Annotated in this window: 11 protein-coding genes; 6 read left to right on the forward strand and 5 right to left on the reverse strand. The window is 72.3% G+C overall.

Features of this window, described 5'->3' with window-relative positions:
* The first annotated feature begins 6 nt into the window (after positions 1-6).
* Together ACWEPF_RS25655 and ACWEPF_RS25660 are read left to right on the forward strand one after the other, a co-directional pair.
* Positions 7-1,620, forward strand: coding sequence for an ABC transporter ATP-binding protein (locus ACWEPF_RS25655; RefSeq protein ID WP_452174350.1), 1,614 nt, complete (start codon positions 7-9; stop codon positions 1,618-1,620).
* Positions 1,617-3,938, forward strand: a complete 2,322-nt coding sequence (locus ACWEPF_RS25660) for an arylsulfatase (RefSeq protein ID WP_452174351.1) — start codon at positions 1,617-1,619, stop codon at positions 3,936-3,938. Before ACWEPF_RS25655 ends, ACWEPF_RS25660 begins: the two co-directional genes overlap by 4 nt.
* A 24-nt stretch (positions 3,939-3,962) precedes the next feature.
* Here ACWEPF_RS25660 and ACWEPF_RS25665 read toward each other — a convergent pair whose 3' ends face one another.
* Positions 3,963-4,292, reverse strand: coding sequence for a MoaF-related domain-containing protein (locus ACWEPF_RS25665; RefSeq protein WP_345280284.1), 330 nt, complete (start codon positions 4,290-4,292; stop codon positions 3,963-3,965).
* Positions 4,293-4,394: 102 nt separating this feature from the next.
* A complete protein-coding gene (locus ACWEPF_RS25670; RefSeq protein ID WP_452174352.1) occupies positions 4,395-7,715 on the reverse strand; it encodes a carbohydrate binding domain-containing protein in 3,321 nt (1,106 codons plus the stop codon).
* A gap of 225 nt (positions 7,716-7,940) precedes the next feature.
* On the opposite strand from ACWEPF_RS25670, the gene ACWEPF_RS25675 reads away from it, so the two are divergent.
* Together ACWEPF_RS25675 and ACWEPF_RS25680 are read left to right on the forward strand one after the other, a co-directional pair.
* Positions 7,941-8,381: a GNAT family N-acetyltransferase gene (locus tag ACWEPF_RS25675; RefSeq protein WP_452174353.1), complete on the forward strand. Its 441-nt coding sequence runs from the start codon at positions 7,941-7,943 to the stop codon at positions 8,379-8,381.
* A 112-nt stretch (positions 8,382-8,493) separates the two neighbouring features.
* The gene (locus ACWEPF_RS25680; protein ID WP_452174354.1) at positions 8,494-8,805 is read left to right on the forward strand and encodes a hypothetical protein; all 312 of its coding nucleotides are present in this window, start codon (positions 8,494-8,496) and stop codon (positions 8,803-8,805) included.
* Positions 8,806-8,865: 60 nt separating this feature from the next.
* On the opposite strand, the gene ACWEPF_RS25685 is transcribed toward ACWEPF_RS25680, so the two are convergent.
* Positions 8,866-9,261: a ribonuclease domain-containing protein gene (locus ACWEPF_RS25685; RefSeq protein WP_452174355.1), complete on the reverse strand. Its 396-nt coding sequence runs from the start codon at positions 9,259-9,261 to the stop codon at positions 8,866-8,868.
* A 203-nt stretch (positions 9,262-9,464) separates the two neighbouring features.
* Here ACWEPF_RS25685 and ACWEPF_RS25690 point away from each other — a divergent pair, with 203 nt between their 5' ends.
* Positions 9,465-10,703, forward strand: a complete 1,239-nt coding sequence (locus ACWEPF_RS25690; protein ID WP_452174356.1) for an esterase/lipase family protein — start codon at positions 9,465-9,467, stop codon at positions 10,701-10,703.
* Positions 10,704-10,734: 31 nt separating this feature from the next.
* Here the strand turns inward: ACWEPF_RS25690 and ACWEPF_RS25695 are convergent, their stop codons facing one another.
* Complete coding sequence (locus tag ACWEPF_RS25695; RefSeq protein ID WP_452174357.1) at positions 10,735-12,573, reverse strand: trypsin-like serine protease; 1,839 nt, start codon at positions 12,571-12,573, stop codon at positions 10,735-10,737.
* 15 nt (positions 12,574-12,588) lie between these two features.
* Positions 12,589-13,107 (reverse strand): hypothetical protein, encoded by a 519-nt coding sequence (locus ACWEPF_RS25700; protein ID WP_452174358.1) that lies wholly within the window; start codon positions 13,105-13,107, stop codon positions 12,589-12,591.
* Between the two features lie 347 nt (positions 13,108-13,454).
* Here ACWEPF_RS25700 and ACWEPF_RS25705 point away from each other — a divergent pair.
* A partial coding sequence (locus ACWEPF_RS25705; protein ID WP_452174359.1) for an ALF repeat-containing protein occupies positions 13,455-14,704 on the forward strand: 1,250 nt, incomplete at its 3' end.

Raw genomic sequence — 14,704 nt, forward strand, 5'->3', positions numbered from 1 at the left:
ACGAGGATGACGGCGGTACTGCCGGAGACCACGGTCGCCACCGTGCTCCAAGTCACCGATCTGCGCGTCGAGTTCGAAGGTGCGGAGGCCGTCTCCGGGGTCTCCTTCGAGCTCGGCGCAGGGGAGACGCTCGGCATCGTCGGCGAGTCCGGCTCCGGGAAGTCCACCACCGCGCTGGCGCTGCTGCGGATGCTGCCCGCCGGCGGGCGGGTCTCCGGCGGCTCGATCGAGCTGGGCGGGCAGGACCTGGCGCAGCTGGACGAGCCGGAGCTGCGCGGGCTGCGCGGCCGCCGGATCGCGATGATCTTCCAGGACCCGATGTCCTCGCTCAACCCGGTGCTCACCGTCGGCCGACAGCTGGACGAGGCCCTAAGGGCGCACGGCCGGTACCTCGCGAAGGCCCAACGCGCGGAACGCGCTGCCGAGTTGCTCGACCTGGTCGGCATCCCGGACGCGGCCGGACGGCTGCGGGACTTCCCGCACCAGTTCTCCGGCGGCCAGCGTCAGCGGATCATGATCGCCCTGGCGCTGGCCGGCGACCCCGAGGTGCTGGTGGCCGACGAGCCGACCACCGCCCTCGACCCGACCGTGCAGCGGCAGATCCTGCTCCTCCTGGAGCGGATCAACCGGGAACGCGGCACCGCGCTGGTGCTGATCAGCCACGACCTCGGCGTGATCGCCCAGACCTGCCGGCGGGTCCTGGTGATGCACCAGGGCAAGGTGGTCGAGCACGGCCTCACCGAGGAGGTCCTGCGCAGCCCGCAACAGCCGTACACCCGGCAGCTGTTGGCCGCCGTCCCGCGTCTCGACGCCCCGTCCACCGCCGCCGCCAACTCCACCCCCGGCCCCGAGCCGCTGCTCACCGTGCGCGAGCTCACCAAGACCTACGGCCCGCGCCGCCGCCGGGCCACCGCGCTGGCGGGCGTCAGCCTGGAGCTGCACCCCGGCGAGACCCTGGGCCTGGTCGGCGAGTCCGGCTCCGGCAAGTCCACCCTGGCCCGGGCCCTGGTCCAGGCCCACGCGCCCAGCACCGGCAGCATCAGCTACCGGGGCGAGGAGCTCACCCGCTCCAGGGTTGCCCGCCGTGAGGTCCAACTGGTCTTCCAGGACCCGTACTCCTCGCTCAACCCCCGGATGACGGTCGGCCAGATCCTGGCCGAGCCGCTGATCGCGCACCGCCTCGGCACCCCCGCCGAGCGGGCCGAGCGGGTGGGCGAACTGCTCGCCCAGGTCGGGCTCGACCCCTCCGCCGCCGAGCGGCACCCGCGCGCCTTCTCCGGTGGCCAGCGCCAGCGGATCGGCATCGCAAGGGCCCTGGCCCCCAACCCCTCGGTGCTGATCTGCGACGAGCCGGTCTCCGCCCTGGACGTCTCGGTCCAGGCCCAGGTGCTGGAGCTGCTCTCCGGCCTCCAGCGCGAGCTGGGCCTGGCCATCCTGTTCATCGCCCACGACCTCGCCGTGGTGCGCCAGGTGAGCCACCGGATCGCCGTGATGCACCGGGGCCGGATCGTCGAGACCGGCCCGGCCGACCGGGTCGTCACCGACCCGCAGGACCCGTACACCGCCGAACTGCTCGCCGCCGTACCGCACGTGAGCCACCATGACCGGAGCGCCGCATGACCACCACCCGCCGTGACCCCTACGCCGGCTTCCCCGGCACCGTCGGCCGTACCTTCGGCGAGTCCACCGCCGCCTGGCCGCCCCGCCGCCGGGCCCGGAGCGGGGCGCCGAACGTCGTGGTCGTCCTGGTCGACGACCTCGGGTACAGCGACATCGGCCCGTTCGGTGCCGAGGTGCCCACCCCGACGCTGGACCGGCTGGCCGGGAACGGCGTCAAGCTGGCCAACTACCACACCATGCCGCTCTGCTCCCCGGCCCGCGCGGCCCTGCTCACCGGCCTCAACCCGCACCGGGTCGGCTACTCCTTCGTGGCCAACGCCGACCCGGGCTTCCCCGGCTACGGCATGGAGGTGGCCGGGGACATCCCCACCCTGGCCGAGCTGCTGCACGACAGCGGCTACGCGACCTACGCCGTCGGCAAGTGGCACCTCACCCGGGACTCCGCCTCCAACGCCGCCGACGACCGCTCCAACTGGCCGCTGCAGAAGGGCTTCGACCAGTACTACGGCGTGCTGGAGGGCCTGACCAGCCTGTTCCACCCGCACCAACTGGTCCGGGACAACAGCCCCTTGGACATCGACGAGTTCCCCGACGGCTACTACTACACCGACGACATCACCGATCAGGCCATCTCCATGGTGAAGTCGCTGCGGGCCCACGACGCGGAGAAGCCCTTCTTCCTCTACCTGGCCCACAACGCGGTGCACGGCCCGCTCCAGGCCAAGCCCGAGGACCTGGCCCGCCACCGCGGCCGCTACGACCGGGGCTGGGACGAGCTGCGCGCCGAGCGCTTCGCCCGCCAGCTGGCCGCCGGGCACTTCCCGGACGGCACCCGGCTGCCCGAGCGCAACGGCGAGGCCGGGTACGACGTCCGGCCCTGGGACGAACTCACCGAGTCCGAGCGGAAGTTGTACGCCCGCTACATGGAGGTCTACGCGGCGATGGTCGACAACGTCGACCAGAACCTGGGCCGCCTCACCGACACCCTGGCCGCGCTCGGCGAGCTGGACAACACCATCATCCTCTTCACCTCCGACAACGGCGGCACCGGCGAGGGCGGCGCCGAGGGCACCCGCAGCTACTTCAGCCGCTTCGTCCACCACCCGGCCCTGCCGGCCGACTGGAACCCGGACGTGGAGCGGGAGGTGGAGCTGATCGGCGGCCCGCAGAGCCTGGTGCACTACCCGCGCGGCTGGGGCATGGCCTCCAACACCCCCTTCCGCCTCTACAAGGGCCAGACCTACGCGGGCGGCGTCCGGGTGCCCTTCGTGCTCTCCTGGCCGGCCGGGCTGCCCCGGGCCGAGGGCGACGACGGCGTCCGGACGCAGTACCAGTACGTCACCGACGTGCTGCCCACCATCCTCGAACTCGCCGGGGTGGAGCGGCCGGTGGAGCGGCACCGGCAGACGGTGCAGGAGCTGGACGGGATTTCCTTCGCCTCCGTCCTGCGCGCGCCGGAGGCGGACTCCACCCACACCGAGCAGTACTGCGAGATGACCGGCAACCGCAGCTACTACCGGGACGGCTGGAAGCTGGTCACCCTGCACCGGCCGGGCAGCCCGTACGACGACGGCGAGTGGGCGCTCCACGACCTGCGCACCGACCCGACCGAGACCACCGACGTCTCCGCCGAATTCCCCGAGGTGGTCAAGGAGTTGGCCGAGGCCTGGGAGGACGCGGCTTGGCGCAACGGGGTCTTCCCGCTGGCCGACCGGTCCGGCGGGCTGGCCCTGCGGCACCCGGAGGACGCGAAGCTGCGCGAACCGCTCACCCTGCTGGCCGGCACCCCCGAGCTGGAGCGCTACCGCTCCTCCCGGCTGATCGCGTTCCGCTCCTTCGAGGTGGTGGCCGAGCTCACCGAGCACCGCGCGGGCGACCAGGGCGTGCTGGTCTCGCACGGTGACCAGGGCGGCGGCTACAGCCTCTACGTGGAGGACGGCTCGCTGCGGCTGGCCTACAACCAGTACGGCGAGCTGTTCGAGGCCGACGGCGGCCCGCTGGAGCCGGGCGCCCGGACGGTCGGCCTGCGGGCGCACGCGGTGGCGGACCTCAAGTGGGAGTTCGAGCTGCTGGTGGACGGCGAGGTGACGGGCCGTCTGGGCCCGGTCCACCAGCTGATCGGGATGGCGCCGTTCCAGGGCATCAGCGTCGGGGTCGACCGGAAGTCCCCGGTCTCCTGGCCGGTGTACGAGCGGCACCGCAGCTTCCGCTACGGCGGCCGGCTGCACGCGGTGACCTACCTGCCGGGCGAGCCCGCCCCGTACGACCCGGAGACGGTGGCCACCGCGCTCAAGGAGGCGGCCGCCGCGTTCGAGTGACGGGGGCCCGGGACGGGCGGGGTCTCAGGACTCCGGGGTGAGCGAGCCGGTGTGCAGCTCGCCGACCCGGCCGCCCTCGCCCTCGTAGGTCCAGAAGGCACGCACCGTCAGCCGCGTCAGGTCCATCACGTGGCTGACGGTGATGCCGCCCTTCTCGGTCCAGCTGACGAAGTAGACCGCCGGGGCCACCTCGGCCACGTGCAGGGCGACGTCCTCCCACTGCCCGGCCGACTCGCCGAGGCCCTCCCAGCGCAGCCGGGTGCCGTCCGCCGAGTACGTGTTGCGGAAGGCGGCGCCGTTGTCGACCTGGAACAGGTAGGTGTGTCCGGCGAAGGCGGGCAGGGGCGCGGTCATCTCGGGAGGCGTCCTCGTCTGGTGGCTACGGCTGGCGGGTGGGTACGGACGGCGAGCCGCCCGTACCCACCAACCTATCGGACCACCGGCCCGGAACGTCGACTACTTCAGGTACGGGCCGTCCGCGCCGACCTTGCCCGGGGCGGCGTTGGCCCCGCCCAGGTCGAGCACGTAGACGCGCAGGTTGCCCTTGCCGGAGGCGGCCACCGCGAGGGTGCCGTTGGTGACGTTCTTCACGTCCCCGGTGACGGCGTCCTTGTAGGTGCCGTTCGGGATCCCGGAGAAGGTGGCGGCATTGGTGACGGCCACCAGGGCGAAGCTGTCCGTCCCGTTCGCGGTGTACCGGCGCTTGAAGGCCATGTCCCCGGAGACCCCCTGGGTGGAGTACTGCCCCAGCTGGAGGGCGGGCACCGCGCGGCGGATCTGGTTGAGCCGCTGGAGCTGCTTGACCAGCGGCTGCTGGAGCGTGGTGGCCACCGGGCCGGAGGCCGAGGAGACCACCGAGAACTGGCCGGCCGTCACCTCACCGGCCACCTTGTCCCCGTAGTACGCCCGCCCGGTGCCGGCCAGCGGGCAGGTCGGGCCGCAGTCGATCTGCTTCCCGGCCTGGAACTCGATCTCCGAGCCGTAGTAGAGGGTGGGGATGCCCCGGAAGGTCCACATCAGCGCCATGTTCTCGGCCCAGGCGTCGGTGCCGCCCGCGTAGCGGGTGCTCGACTTGTTCGGGCCGAAGTCGTGGCTGTCCACGTAGACCACGTTGTAGGTGGCGTCGTTGGTGGAGTCGTCGCTGTCCTTGCCGTTGTTGAAGGCGTTGGACGCGTCACCGAAGTTCATGTGCATCCGCATGTCGATGATGTTCATGCCGGAGAACTTCGAGTGGTCGGGCGCGTGGTACTCGTTGCCGTTGAGCACCGCGTTCGTGGAGGTCGGCTGGTTGCCGGTGCCCATGGTGTTCTCGTAGGCGAACTGGTCGAGCGCGGCCTGCACGTCGTCCGAGGTGTACTCCCTGCGCTCCTTCCAGGTGAAGAACTGGGCGGAGTGGTTGACCGACCCGCGGTTCCACCTGTCGTTCACGAAGGCGCCGACCTCGCCGAAGACGAAGAAGTCGTTCGCCTTCTCCGGGCCGAACTTCCGCGCCACCTCCTCCTGGATCGCGGGCAGGAAGCGGCGGTTCCAGGTGACGCGCGGGATGTGCACGGCGGTGTCGATCCGGAAGCCGTCCACGCCCATGTCGATGTACTTGTCGTAGGCCCCGATCAGGTACTGCTGCACCACCGGGCTCTCGGTGTTGAAGTCGGCCAGGTCCTCGTGCAGCCAGCAGGAGCGGGAGTCCTCGCCCTCCCAGTTCCCGATCCAGCAGGCGTGGTAGAGCGCCTTGGGGAACATCCCGGTGGTGGCGCCCGGCCACTGGCAGTTGTAGATGGTGTAGCCCTCGGGGCTCCTGGCACCGGTCGGCTTGCCCCAGTTGAGGCAGGTGTTGCCGCTGGGCTCGGCCGTGGACCAGAGGTCGCCGTTGTAGTACGACTTCCCCGAGACCGGGTCGACGGTCAGGCCGTCGTACTCGAAGCCCGAGTTGGGGGCGTCGTAGTACCAGCTCCACTGGCTGTCCCGGACGCCGTAGACGGTCGGGGTGAACAGGCCCTTGGCGCCCCAGCGGGAGCTGTGGTTGTAGACCACGTCCTGGTAGATCTTGACGCCCTTGGCGTGCGCGGCGTTGATCAGGTCCTGGTACGAGGCGCCGGCCGACTCCAGGCGCGGGTCCACCTTGTAGAAGTCGTACCCGTGGTACCCGTGGTAGTCGTAGTCGGAGCGGTTGAGCACCACCGGCGTGATCCAGATCGCCGAGAAGCCCAGCGCCTTGACGTAGTCCAGCTTCTGCACCAGGCCCTTGAAGTCACCGCGGAACATCGGGTCGGCGTTGGCCGCGTTGCCCGACTTCACGTCCTGGCTGCCGCCCCGGTTGTTGGAGCTGTCGCCGTCGTAGAAGCGGGCGGTGAGGACGAAGTAGATCGGGTCCTTGCGCGGGTCACCGCCCAGCGGGGCGCCGGCGGCGGGGGCCGGCTCCGCCGTGCCGGTGGTGGCGCAGGCGGGCGGAGCGGAGGCGGTGGAGAGGTTGCCCGCCGCGTCCTTCGCCCTGACGGTCCAGCAGTAGGAGGTGGTGGGCTCCAGGCCGCTCTGCGAGTACACCGTGGAGGTGGTGTCGACGACGGAGCCGCCCCGGCTGCCGCCGGTACGGGAGACCTGGTAGCCCGTCACGCCGCGGTCGTCGGTGGCCGGGTTCCAGGTGAGCACGGTGCCGGTGCCCGTGGCGGAGGCGCTGACGCCGGTCGGGGCCGTGGGGGCGGTGGTGTCCGGGACGGCGGCGGCGCAGGGGTCGGTGGCGTCGGGGGTGACGGTCTTGTCCTTGACGGTGCTGTTGCCGCCGCGGAGCTGGTAGTTGACGCCGTTGTTGTTGTCCCAGACGCCGTTGCCGTTGTTGAAGACGGCCTGCCAGGTGGTGGCGGCGCCGAGGCTGACGGTGCGCTTGACCCAGCCGGTGCAGGCGGCGGTCATGCCCGTGCCGGGGGAGGTGGTCCAGGCGCCGCCGGTGGGGGCCCAGTGCAGGTTGACGGTGGACCAGCCGACGCTGGTGGTCGAGTACCAGACGGTGGCCTCGGTCGCCGGGGTCGGCGTCGCGGTGGGGGTGGGGGTGGGGGTGGGCGTCGGCTCCGGCGTGGTGGTGCCGCAGGGGTCCGAGTGGGCGACGACGCCGTCCTTGACGGTGATCGAGCCCGTCCCCAGCTGGTAGTTGGCGCCGCCGTTGTTGTCCCAGGTGCCGGCGCCGTTGTTGAAGGTCGCCTGCCAGGTGGCCGCGTAGCCGAGGGCCACGGTCTGCTTCACCCAGCCGGTGCAGGCGGCGGTCATCGCCGTGCCGGGGGAGGTGGTCCAGGTGCCGCCGGTGGGGGCCCAGTGCAGGTAGTACGCGGGCCAGTTGCGGCCGGCGGTGGAGTAGAACACGGTCGCGGAGGTGGGGGTGGCGGCCGCGCACGGGTCGGTGGTGGTGACGGTGCCGCCCGAGACGGCACTGGTGCCACCGCCGAGTTGGTAGTTGGCGCCGTTGCGGCTGTCCCAACTGCCCGAGCCGTTGGTGAAGGTGGCCTGGAGACCGGTGGCGGCGCCGAGGTCGACGCTCTTCCTGAACCAGCCGGAGCAGGCCGCCTCCATGGCGGTGCCGGGCGGAGTGGTCCAACTCCCGCCGGTGGGGGCCCAGTGCAGGTAGACGGCGCTCCAGGTGGTGGCGGGCTTGTAGTAGACGGTCGCGGTGGTGGCCGCGTTGGCGGTGAGTGCGGGCAGCAGGGTGGCCAACAGCCCTGCCACGACGGCCAGTACGGCGGCCAGTGGATGGCGGGATCGCCGGGGGCGGCGTGCGACTTCACGGTCCACGGAGGGACTCCTCGAATGCCTGACGGGTGGGGGAGGAGACGCCCCCTCCGGCGACGGCACAGGGGTGGGGCCCTGCGGCGCACGCCACCGACCGGAGTTGACGCTCCGTCTTGCGCAAGACTCTGCAAGATGTTTCAGGAGAGTACTCGTCCGTAAATCCCCCGTAAAGGCCCGACGTCAGGTCCGGCGGCGAGGTCCCGGGCCCGGCGCGATAGCGTGCCGGACATGGCGGACTGGGATCTTCGGCAGGCAGAGGCTTCGGACGTCGAGGCGGTGGCCGAGCTGCGCGCGACGGTGTTGCGACCGGGTCTGGAGCGGCTCGGCCGGTACGACCCGCAGCGCGTCCGGCAGCGGCTGCGCGACGGGTTCGACCCGGGCCACACCTGGGTGATCGAGGTGGCCGGCGAGTTCGCCGGCTGTGTGGCCCTGCGGCCCGCCGCGGACGGCTGCTGGCTGGAGCACTTCTACCTCGACCCGCGCCACCAGGGAGTCGGCGTCGGCTCGGGCGTGCTGGGCCGGCTGTTGGAGCAGTGCGACCGCACCCGCACCCCCGTCCGCCTCAACGTCCTCCAGGGCAGCCCGGCCCGACGGCTGTACGAACGCCACGGGTTCACCGTCGAGACCGAGGACCCGGTGGACGTCTTCATGGTGCGGGAGCTGCCGTGAACGCGCCGGTGCGGCGGTGGACGATCACGCGGATCGGCACTGGACGCGGTGGGGGCCGGGTGCCATGATCGCGCTGCGCTCCGGAGCGTGTCCGGGGTGCGGGGAGCGAATCGTGAAGGTGTATCTCGCAGTTCCGCCGCTGCTGGTGGCGCTCTTCCTCGCCGGGTCGGGGATCGCGACGCTGACGCGGGGCTGGATGCTCCCGCTGAACCGGAAGTACGTCCGCCGTCCCCGGCTGCACGGCTGGGCCCAGCTGGTGTCGGCCTTCGCCCTGGTCTGGCAGGCGGTGTTCGGGCTGCTGGTCGGCGAGTTCGGCTTCCGGATGGGACTGGTGATGATCGGCAACGTGTTCATGCTGGTCGGGTTCGGCCTGATGGGGCTCAGCCAGCGTGCGCCGCGTCCGGCGCGGCCCGTCCCGAGCTGACCGCGCGGCCGCCCGCCCCCGGGGAAGTGGGGCGGGCGGCCGGCCGTGCGAAGTCGAGCGTCAGCAGCCGAAGTTGACCTTGTAGAAGGTCGCGTAGTGGTCGGCGGTGTAGTAGTCCTCGTGGAAGACCTTGCCGGTGACGATGCGGCGGGCGCCGCGGGTCGAGGAGCCCGGGGTCTTCACGGTGTACTCGTGGTAGTAGCCGGTGGTCTGCTTCGGGAGCACGCCCTCGCGGTTCTGGAAGACGATGCCGTCCTGGCTGTACGGGAACGGGCCGCCCTGGTCGATCAGCTTGACGGTGGTGCGGCCCTCGGCCGGGAGGGCGGTGTAGCAGATGCTCCCGCTGACGGTGGCGGAGGCGTCGGTGGCGAACACGGCGGTGGGGGCGAGGGTGAGCAGACCGACGGCGGCGACGGAAGCGGCACGGGTCTTCAACGCGCGTAGAGTGATTCGCATGTCCCTCAGTCTGAGGGTTTGTCAGGTCCCGGAGGAAGCGTTGCGGAAACACTTCACTGACGGGTAACTCGCCGTGAATCCAAGTGACTTGTGGGTTGCCGCCATGCGGCGCAGGTGCCGGATGTGTGACCGTGCCATGGGGGGAGCGGTGCCGGTCCGCCTACCGTGGCCGGACCCCTGCCCCCACCAGGCTGGAGCTCCCCGTGAGACGACTCCTCGTACTGCTGCTCAGCTGTGCCGCCCTGGCGCTGGGCCTCGGCCCGGCCGCCGCCGCGACCCCCGCGTACCTGAGGCTGGAGGCCGCCTACTCCGCACCCGGCAACGGCTGGGCCAAGGTGGAGCGTTGGTACGACACCACCACCGGGTTCCGCGCCGAGCAGTTCCCCGCGGACGGCCGCGGTGACCAGGACGGCGCCCGGGTCAGCTACTTCGGCGGGGTGAAGCGCCCCTCCTCGGCCCGCTTCCTGCTCTACTCGGCCGCCGGCTGGGACACCGGTGCCAAGTCCGCCGTCCTGCTGGTCCACGGGGCGAACGACAGTGCGGACCGGGCCTGGGCCAACCCCGCCGAGAGCGGCAACTGCGGTGCGGCGACCTGTCCTTCGACCGGGCTGGCGCAGCAGCTGGCCGCCGCCGGGCACCGGGTCTTCGCGATCGGCTTCGCCCACAAGCACGGTGACAACCTGATGCAGGCCCAGGCGGTCGGGGACGCCGTCGCGGTGATCCGGGAGCGGCTCGGCGTGGGCCAGGTCGACCTGGTCGCCTGGAGCAAGGGCGAAGTGGCGGCCCGGAGTTGGGTCTCCTCGATCCGGCCGTCCTGGGGGCGGGCCTACCCCGGTGACGTCCGCCGGCTGGTCACCCTCGGCGGCCCCAACGGCGGCCTCGACTACGTCTACGCCCACGGCTGGAGCTTCTCGCTGGCCACCTGGCCCGCCTGCGGGGGCACCGCCAACGCACCCTCCCCGCACCTCTGGATGACCTGTTACGGCACCTACACCTCCCAGCCCTGCCTCGGCGTGCTGCCGGTCAACGGCTCCGACTGCTTCCCCGGCCAGCGCCAGCTGCTGGCCCGCTGGGACGGGCGGTACGGCGTGGACCAGCTCACCCAGGACTGGTGGACCACCTACTACGGCGGCCAGGGCTACTACACCGCCGGCCAGGGCATCCAGGCCGCGATCGACGCCGGTTCGCTGATCGCCCCGCTGCAGGCCGCGGGCACCCCGGCCGCCGTCCCGGCCTACCTGCTGGCCGGCGGCTCCGCCGACCTCCCCGGCCTGCTCAACGAGAACCGCGGCCCGAGCGACGGCATCGTCCTCACCGCCAGCGCCCTCGACACCACCGGCATCCGGACCGTCGGCGGCACCAGGCTGCTCACCGACCTCAACCACCTCGAACTCGGTTGGTCCCCGGCCGCCGCCGCCCAGGTCACCGCCTGGCTGTCCTGACCGGGCGGCGACCTGTCGACCCGTCAGGGGGTCAGCGGCGCACCTCCACGGCGTTCCAGCTCCAGCCTGCGGAGGCGGGGACCTTGTAGGAGGGGCCTTGGAACTGTCCGATGGTGCCGTCGGTCTTGGCGAGGCCGGTGAAGAGGCCGATGGAGCCGTCTCCGTAGCGGTAGAGCATGGCGAGGTCGGAGCGGTGGTCGCCGTTGAAGTCGCCGGGCACCAGCTTCATGGAGGCGCGGTCCCAACTCGCGGCGGGGACGGTGAAGGTGGAGTTGAACTGGCTGAGGTTGCCGGCCTGGTCGGCGAGTGAGGTGAAGAAGCCGATGGCGCCGTCGGTGTGGTGGTAGGCCATCAGGACGTCGCCGCGGCCGTCGCCGTTGGCGTCGCCGGGGTAGACCTCGATGGCGTTCCAGTTCCAGCCTGCGGAGGCGGGGACCTTGTAGGAGGGGCCTTGGAACTGTCCGATGGTGCCGTCGGTCTTGGCGAGGCCGGTGAAGAGGCCGATGGAGCCGTCTCCGTAGCGGTAGAGCATGGCGAGGTCGGAGCGGTGGTCGCCGTTGAAGTCGCCGGGCACCAGCTTCATGGAGGCGCGGTCCCAACTCGCGGCGGGGACGGTGAAGGTGGAGTTGAACTGGCTGAGGTTGCCGGCCTGGTCGGCGAGTGAGGTGAAGAAGCCGATGGCGCCGTCGGTGTGGTGGTAGGCCATCAGGACGTCGCCGCGGCCGTCGCCGTTGGCGTCGCCGGGGTAGACCTCGATGGCGTTCCAGTTCCAGCCTGCGGAGGCGGGGACCTTGTAGGAGGGGCCTTGGAACTGTCCGATGGTGCCGTCGGGTTGGGCCGCCCCGGTGAACAGGCCGATCGAGCCGTCCCCGAACCGGTAGAGCATGGCGAGGTCGGAGCGGTGGTCGCCGTTGAAGTCGCCGGGCACCAGCTTCATGGAGGCGCGGTCCCAACTCGCGGCCGGGACGGTGTAGGTGGAGTTGAACGCGCCCAGCATCCCCGCACGGTCGGCCGTCGAGGTGAAGAAGCCGACCGCCCCGTCCGCGTGGAAGTACGTCATCGCCACATCGGCACGGCCGTCGGCGTCGGCGTCGCCGAGCACGGACGCGGTGGTGTCCCTCACCCACTGCGCGAGCCCGTCCACCCGGGCCTGGTAGGCCCCGGTGCGGGTCTCGGCGGACGGCGTGCCGAGGCAACCGCCCTGCCAGGAGCGGCTGGTGATGCCGAGGAGTTCGAACCGCCCGCCGTTCGCCCGGACGGCGGGAGCGCCGGCGTCGCCCTTGCACAGGGTGGCGTCCGCCGGGGACGGGGCCGCCACCGGGAAGCCGCCCGCATCCGGGTCGCCCACCGTGAAGACGGCACCGTGCAGTTTGCGGGGAGCCCACTCCGTCCGGGTCCGACCGAAGCCCGCCACCGTGACCTGCTGCCCGGCGGAGGGAGCCGAAGCGGTCAGGGCCACCGGCGTCACCCCGGTGGCCGGGCGGGCCAGGCGGACCAGGACGAGATCGCGGTCGGTGCGCGGCACCAGTTCGGTCGCCTCGGTGACCACGCCCGTCGTGGTGTCCAGGTCGGTGCGGCCCACCGTCACGGTGGTGCGGGCCTTCGGTGCTCCGGCGACGACGGGGGTGGCGCCCTCGGCGAAGCAACTCGCCGCGCTGATCACCCAGTAGGGATCGACGAGCGCGCCGGAGCAACTGCGGCCCTGGTCGCCGACGGCGAGCTTGGCGGTGAAGGCGCGGTCGGTGAGGGACGGCTCGGAAGTGACGGAGTCCGGGCGAACTGCGGCCGCCGGTCCGGAGCCCGCCGTGCCGGCGAGCAGAGCGGCGACCGCCGGCAGGACGGCCAGCGCGGTGCGTGAACGTGTGGTCATCATGTCGGTCCCCCGTCAGCCGGTGATGCGCAGTTCGAGCAGGACGGCGGTGGCGTTGGGATCGAGTGACTCGCCGATCCCCTTGGTGGAGTCCTTGGGCACGTCGACGGTCTCGGCCGGCCGCTGGGAGGTGGAGAGGCTGGCCCGTACGGAGCGGCCGAAGGTGTAGATCCGGTAGGCGTCCGGGATGGTGACGGCGAGGTACCCGGTGGTGCCCGGAGCGGCGAAACAGACCTGGTCACCGTCGGTGTCGTCGAGCGGTGTGACCGCCAGCACCTTGACCTGGAAGGCCCCCGGCCGCGCGCAGTCGGCGAGGGTGATGCCGCCGTCCCCCCGGGTGAGGGTGATCCCGTGCTGGGCCAGGATGCGGTCCGCCTCCGGATAGGCGCCGTCCTCGACCGCCGGGGGTGCGCTCGCGGCGGTCGGGCTGGTCTCGCTGGAGGCGGTCTGGCTGGTCATGGTGACGGCCAGTCCGGCCAGCGCGAGGGCGACGGCGGCCGCCGTCAGGCCACGGGGCCGTAAACGAGGAATCACGGAATTCCCTCTCTCTCTTCTTCTCTGGACGGGGGGATCCGAAGGGCGGGTGGAACGGGAATCGCGGGCCTCCGGTCGTCTCCCGGAGCCCGTTCCCGCCCCGCTGGACGCGGTGGGAGCGTATTTGTATGGTCGCCGTCAAAGCGACCAACCGTCGCTCACTTCATCAGAGTTGACGGACGATCAGGTTCCGAGAATCCCGCTAGGGGGTCCGCGTGAGTTCGGGTACATGGTTACGACTGGGCCGGGGGGCACTACCCGTCGCCCTCCTGGTCTCACTGATTTCCGCAGGGCCGGCGAAGGCCGGGACTCCGCCTCCCGCACCCGTCCTGACGGACCGCGGCCGCGTGCTCAAGGCATGGGAGGAGGGCGGGTCGGCGGTGCGTGCCGCGGCCGAGACCGCGCTGGCGGGCGGCGACGACAAGGTGGCCTGGTTCCTCGGTCCGGCGGCGGCCCCGCAGGACGGCGAGTTCGCCAGGGCGGCGGCCAGGGACCGGCGGCAGGCGGTGCTCGATCTGGCCACCACCGGCGGGCGGAGGCTTCGCCAGGCGGCCGTCGTGGCGCTGGACGGCGGGGACGCGGCGGTGAGCGCCTTCGTGAAGGACGGTGTGGACGCGCCGCTGGAGCAGGACCGACGGGTGCTGGTGTCGCAGGACGCCGAGAGCGGCGGCCCGCGGACCAGGGCAGCCGCCGCCAAGGCCTTGGCGGGCACGGCCGCCGACGTGCGGGCCTTCCTGGACAGCGGTCGGTTCGCGGTCCGGGAGAGCGACGACCGGCTCCGGGTCTCGCAGCTCGCCGAGTCGGGCGGCCCGGCCACCAAGCAGGCCGCGCTGCTGGCGCTCGCCGGTTCGGCGGAGGACCTGAGGGAGTTCCTGACCGTCGGTCAGCACCTGGCCCGGGCCCGGGACGAGGAGTACGCCTCGGTCGCCCAGCTGGCCCAGCAGGCCAAGGAGGCCGGTCAGCAGGCGGCCCGGGAGAAGGACGCCGCGGTGGAGGCCTCCGATCAGGCGGTGACAGCCGCCCGGCTGGCCCGGGAGGAGGCCGAGACCGCCAAGGCCGAGAGCATCGCGGCCGGTCACGACGCGGCCAAGGCGGCGAGCGCGGCCAAGCGGGCGGCCGAGGCCGGGAGGAGGGCGGCCCAGGCGGCCCAGTCCGCGATCACGGCGGCCAAGGCGGCCAACGCCGCGGCGCAGCTGGCGGTTTCGGCCGCCGGCAAGGCCGCCGAAGCGGCGGCGAAGGCCGAGCAGGCGGCCGGGAAGGCACGGCTCGCCGCCTCGGCGGGCAAGGTCGAGGAGGGCCTGGCCCAGTCCGCGCTGGACGCGGCGGCACGTGCCGCCTCCGCCGCCGAGGCGGCGGACTGGGCGGCGGCCGCCGTCCAGTCGGTGCTGGACTCCTTGCGAGCCGCGGCATCGGCGGCCGACCTCGTGGCGGAGGCGGAGGGAGCCCTGGAGGAGGCCAACGCCCAGGCCGGCCAGGCCGGGGCCTTCTCCCAGGAGGCGCAGGCCCAGGCCGACTCGGCCAAGCGGCACGCGGGTGAGGCCAAGCGCGCGGCCGCCGCTGCCACCACGCTCGCGGCCCAGGCGGCGGCCGCCGCCCG

The sequence above is a fragment of the Kitasatospora sp. NPDC004289 genome (genome assembly GCF_053602875.1).

Coding starts and splice junctions, on each gene's coding strand:
- ACWEPF_RS25655 (WP_452174350.1), top strand. CDS start 7: ATGACGGCGGTACTGCCGGAGACCACGGTCGCCACCGTGCTCCAAGTC.
- ACWEPF_RS25660 (WP_452174351.1), top strand. CDS start 1,617: ATGACCACCACCCGCCGTGACCCCTACGCCGGCTTCCCCGGCACCGTC.
- ACWEPF_RS25665 (WP_345280284.1), bottom strand. CDS start 4,292: ATGACCGCGCCCCTGCCCGCCTTCGCCGGACACACCTACCTGTTCCAG.
- ACWEPF_RS25675 (WP_452174353.1), top strand. CDS start 7,941: ATGGCGGACTGGGATCTTCGGCAGGCAGAGGCTTCGGACGTCGAGGCG.
- ACWEPF_RS25685 (WP_452174355.1), bottom strand. CDS start 9,261: ATGCGAATCACTCTACGCGCGTTGAAGACCCGTGCCGCTTCCGTCGCC.
- ACWEPF_RS25695 (WP_452174357.1), bottom strand. CDS start 12,573: ATGACCACACGTTCACGCACCGCGCTGGCCGTCCTGCCGGCGGTCGCC.